The sequence below is a fragment of the Methyloceanibacter sp. genome (assembly GCF_049590335.1).
Taxonomy (GTDB): domain Bacteria; phylum Pseudomonadota; class Alphaproteobacteria; order Rhizobiales; family Methyloligellaceae; genus Methyloceanibacter.
Genome location: NZ_JBAWCQ010000040.1, coordinates 1 through 2,574, shown reverse-complemented (window position 1 = coordinate 2,574; position 2,574 = coordinate 1). Strand labels below are relative to the sequence as shown.

The window sequence follows — 2,574 nt, the reverse complement described above, 5'->3', positions numbered from 1 at the left end:
GTTCAGCGCTATCTCGATCTCTGCCCGAAAAAATTGGGACCAGACGATCCGCTCTTTATCGGCGTTCGGGGAAAGAGACTCAGTCCACGGATTATCCAGCTGCGACTGGAGAAGGCGCGCGCCGCGCTCGGCCTTCCCGCCACGGCCACGCCCCATGCGCTGCGCCATTCCTTCGCCACCCATCTGCTGGGGGCGGGTGTGGATTTGCGAGCGATCCAGGAATTGCTCGGCCATGCGAGCCTCTCGACTACGCAAGGCTATACAGAGGTCGACCGCGCCCATCTCCTGAAGGCCTATGAGAGCGCCCACCCAAGGGCGTAACTCCCAAGGGTATAATTTTCGCGGAGGTGAACCCCAAGGACCTCTGCCGCTACATATGCAGAGCGCGCTTGTCGACGGCGAGCGCCGCTTCCTTGATCGCTTCGTTCAGCGTCGGGTGCGCATGGCAGGTGCGGGCGAGATCTTCCGCCGATCCGCCGAATTCCATCAGCACGGCGGCCTCGGCGATCATCGTGCCCGCATCCGGACCGATGATATGCACGCCGAGCACGCGATCGGTGACGGCATCGGAAAGCACTTTGACGAAGCCCTCGGTCGTGCGGTTCACCTTGGCTCGGCCATTGGCGCTGAACGGGAACTTGCCAACCTTGTAGGCGAGGCCGTCCTCTTTCAGCTGCTCTTCGGTCTTGCCGACAGATGCCACTTCCGGTGAGGTGTACACCACCGACGGGATGACGTCGTAATTCACATGGCCCGACTGGCCGCCCAAGATCTCGGCGACGGCCACACCTTCCTCCTCGGCCTTGTGGGCGAGCATGGGTCCCGCGATCACGTCGCCAATGGCATAGACGCTCGGCACATTTGTCTGGAAATTGTGATCGACCACGATACGGCCGCGGGCATGGGTCTCGATGCCCGCATTCGAGAGGCCAAGGCCCGCCGTGTTCGGCACGCGCCCGATCGATACCAGCACCACGTCGCATTCCAGGGTCTCGGCTTCGCCGCTCTCGGCTGGCTCGATGGTGAGCTTCACGCTTTTTCCCGAGGTATCGACCTTGGTGACCTTGGCGCCGAGCTTGAAGCTGAGCCCCTGCTTCTTCAGGATCTTCTGAAGCTGTTTGGCGAGCTCGCCGTCGAGACCGGGCGTGATGGTGTGCAGCATCTCGACCACGGTCACTTTTGCACCGAGTCTCGACCAGACCGAACCAAGCTCGAGCCCGATATAGCCGCCGCCGATGACGATCATGCGTTTGGGCACTTTCGGGAGCGACAGCGCCCCCGTGGATGAGACGATACGTTTCTCGTCGACGTCGATGCCAGGAACGCGCGCCACGTCCGAGCCCGTGGCGATCACGATGGCCCTGGTTTCGAGCGTTTGCTTGTGGCCCTTGTCCGGCGCGACCTCGACCTTGTGCGGGGCGAGGATCGTGCCGAGACCCTGATAGGTGTCGATCTTGTTCTTCTTCAGAAGATATTCGATGCCGTCCACATTGCCTTTCACGCCTTCGTCCTTGAAGGCAAGCATGGCGGCAAGGTCGAGTTCCGGTTTCACGTTGATGCCCATCTCGGCGAAATGGCCGGTCGCTTCCGCATAGGCTTCTGAGGCATGCAGCAACGCCTTGGAGGGGATGCAGCCCACGTTGAGGCAGGTGCCGCCATGGGCGCTGCGTTTTTCGACGACGGCGACTTTCATGCCAAGCTGTGAGGCGCGAATAGCGCACACATAGCCGCCAGGGCCGGTGCCGATGACGATCAGGTCGTAGGGGGTACTCATGGGGTTGTCTCTGGAATCCGGTGCTAAAGATCGAGGATCAGGCGCGCGGGGTTCTCAAGCGAGTCCCTCACATTCACCAGGAAGGTCACGGCCTCTTTGCCGTCCACAATGCGGTGGTCGTAGGACAGCGCGAGATACATCATCGGCCGTGCCACAATCTGTCCATCCCGGACCACGGGACGTTCCTCAATGCGGTGCATGCCGAGAATGCCGGACTGGGGCGCGTTGAGGATCGGCGTGGAGAGCATGGACCCGTAAATGCCGCCATTGGAGATGGTGAAGGTTCCGCCCTGCATCTCGGCGAGGCCGAGCTTGCCTTCGCGGGCGCGCATGCCGAAATCGGTGATTGTCGACTCGATCTCGGCCAGGCTCATGCGGTCCGCGTTCCGGATCACCGGCACCACCAGCCCGCGCTCCGTGCCGACCGCCACGCCCACATGGTAGTAGTTCTTGTAGACGAGATCGTCGCCGTCGATCTCCGCGTTCACGGCGGGTATATCTTTCAGCGCCTGCACGCAGGCTTTAACGAAGAAGCCCATGAAGCCGAGCTTCACGCCGTGACGCTTCTCGAATCCGTCCCGGTACTCCTTCCGCAGCTGCATGATCTTGCTCATGTCCACGTCGTTGAAAGTGGTCAGCATGGCGGCGGTGTCTTGGGCGTCCTTCAGGCGCTTGGCGATGGTTTGGCGCAGCCGCGTCATGCGCACGCGTTCTTCGCGCGCGGCATCGTCCGGCGCCAGGGGCGCACGCGGCGGGGCCGGGGGTTTCGGCGCACGCGGGGTCTCGCGCAAGGTCTCGGC

At 62.5% G+C, this 2,574-nt stretch carries 3 protein-coding genes; 1 reads left to right on the top strand and 2 read right to left on the bottom strand.

Features of this window, described 5'->3' with window-relative positions:
• Window positions 1-321: tyrosine-type recombinase/integrase (locus WBQ77_RS02840; RefSeq protein WP_424058836.1), on the top strand; the 321-nt coding region annotated here is incomplete at its 5' end.
• A gap of 49 nt (window positions 322-370) precedes the next feature.
• Here the strand turns inward: WBQ77_RS02840 and lpdA are convergent.
• Both lpdA and odhB read right to left on the bottom strand, forming a co-directional pair.
• Window positions 371-1,774: a dihydrolipoyl dehydrogenase gene (gene lpdA, locus WBQ77_RS02835; protein ID WP_424058835.1), complete on the bottom strand. Its 1,404-nt coding sequence runs from the start codon at window positions 1,772-1,774 to the stop codon at window positions 371-373.
• 23 nt (window positions 1,775-1,797) lie between these two features.
• On the bottom strand, window positions 1,798-2,574 hold a 777-nt coding region (gene odhB / locus WBQ77_RS02830), incomplete at its 5' end, for a 2-oxoglutarate dehydrogenase complex dihydrolipoyllysine-residue succinyltransferase (protein ID WP_424058834.1).